The following is a 1,431-nucleotide window of genomic DNA, read 5'->3' on the forward strand; positions in this document are numbered from 1 at the left end:
GGGAGAGGGGACGGGGGTGAGGGCATACATATATTACAAACCCAAGAAACGACAACAGTTAGACTAGCTCGATTTAATGGTGATGATGGTGATGATGATCGTCGTGAACATGGATTGGCTCAGGCCGTGGCGATGCATAGACGTGATCGATCCAAGCAATCACCTGATCTAAACCTGTCTCATCTTTGAGGTTGGTAAACACCAGCGGTAATTCGCCACGCATCTGCTTGGCATCGTGATTCATCACATCAAGCGAAGCGCCAACCAACTCTGCCAGATCGATTTTGTTGATCACCAGTAAATCGGAGCGGGTTACGCCAGGGCCACCCTTGCGAGGCACTTTATCACCACCAGCCACATCAATCACATAAATCCAATAATCGACCAACTCTGGGCTGAACGAGGCCGCCAGATTGTCGCCGCCGCTCTCAACAAACACGATCTGCAAATCGGGCAGGGTTGCGCACAAATCAGCAATCGCTTCGAGGTTCATCGAGGCATCATCGCGAATCGCTGAATGCGGGCAGCCGCCAGTTTCCACGCCACGCACCCGCTCAGCAGGCAAGACACCTTGGCGCAGCAAAAATTCAGCATCCTCTTTGGTGTAAATATCATTGGTCACCACCGCCACAGAGTAGCGTTTGGTCAGATGGCTGGTCAAGCAGTGGGCTAAGGCAGTTTTGCCACTGCCCACAGGTCCAGCAATCCCAATTCGTAATAATTGTTCGGTCATAATTTCCTCATTTTAGAATAAGAAATAGCGCTGCGCCAAGGGCAAACTCGTAGCTGGCTCGCAGGTCAATAGCTCACCATCAGCACGTACCGCATAAGTTTCGGGATCAACTTCGATCAGCGGAGTAGCGTTGTTGTGGATTAAATCGGCTTTTTGGACGCTGCGGCAACCGCGCACCGCCGAAGTCACTTTTTGTAAATTCAATTGTTGACCAATGCCTGATTCATGAGCGGCGGCTGAAACAAAGGTCAAACTCGTTGCACCAAGCGCCCCGCCAAAAGCCCCAAACATCGGGCGATAGAGCACAGGCTGCGGCGTGGGAATCGAAGCATTAGCATCGCCCATGGCATTCCAAGCAATCAAGCCACCTTTGACAATAATTTCAGGTTTTACGCCAAAAAAGGCCGGCTGCCACAACACCAAATCAGCCAATTTACCTGGCTCAATCGAGCCAACTTCGTGGGCAATGCCATGAGCTAAGGCTGGATTGATCGTGTATTTGGCAATATAACGCTTGACCCGTTGATTATCGTTGCGAGCTGAATCGCCAAGCAACGCACCACGCTGAACCTTCATTTTGTGGGCAGTTTGCCATGTGCGGGTCACCACTTCGCCAACCCGACCCATCGCCTGCGAATCGCTGGAGATCATGCTAATCACTCCCAGATCATGCAAAATATCTTCGGCGGCGATGGTTT

At 51.4% G+C, this 1,431-nt stretch carries 2 protein-coding genes; both read right to left on the minus strand.

The annotated features are described in order from the left end of the window. Positions 1-73: 73 nt before the first annotated feature. Positions 74-733, minus strand: coding sequence for an urease accessory protein UreG (gene ureG / locus DEF47_RS01095; protein WP_012189992.1), 660 nt, complete (start codon positions 731-733; stop codon positions 74-76). A 12-nt stretch (positions 734-745) separates the two neighbouring features. Then, the coding region (locus DEF47_RS01100) for an urease subunit alpha (RefSeq protein WP_287044918.1) at positions 746-1,431 on the minus strand (686 nt) is incomplete at its 5' end.

The sequence above is a fragment of the Herpetosiphon sp. genome, from assembly GCF_003512625.1.
Lineage (GTDB): Bacteria > Chloroflexota > Chloroflexia > Chloroflexales > Herpetosiphonaceae > Herpetosiphon > Herpetosiphon aurantiacus.

Bases quoted from the DNA above. Each gene is read 5' to 3' on its own strand.
- ureG (WP_012189992.1), bottom strand. From the start codon at position 733: ATGACCGAACAATTATTACGAATTGGGATTGCTGGACCTGTGGGCAGT.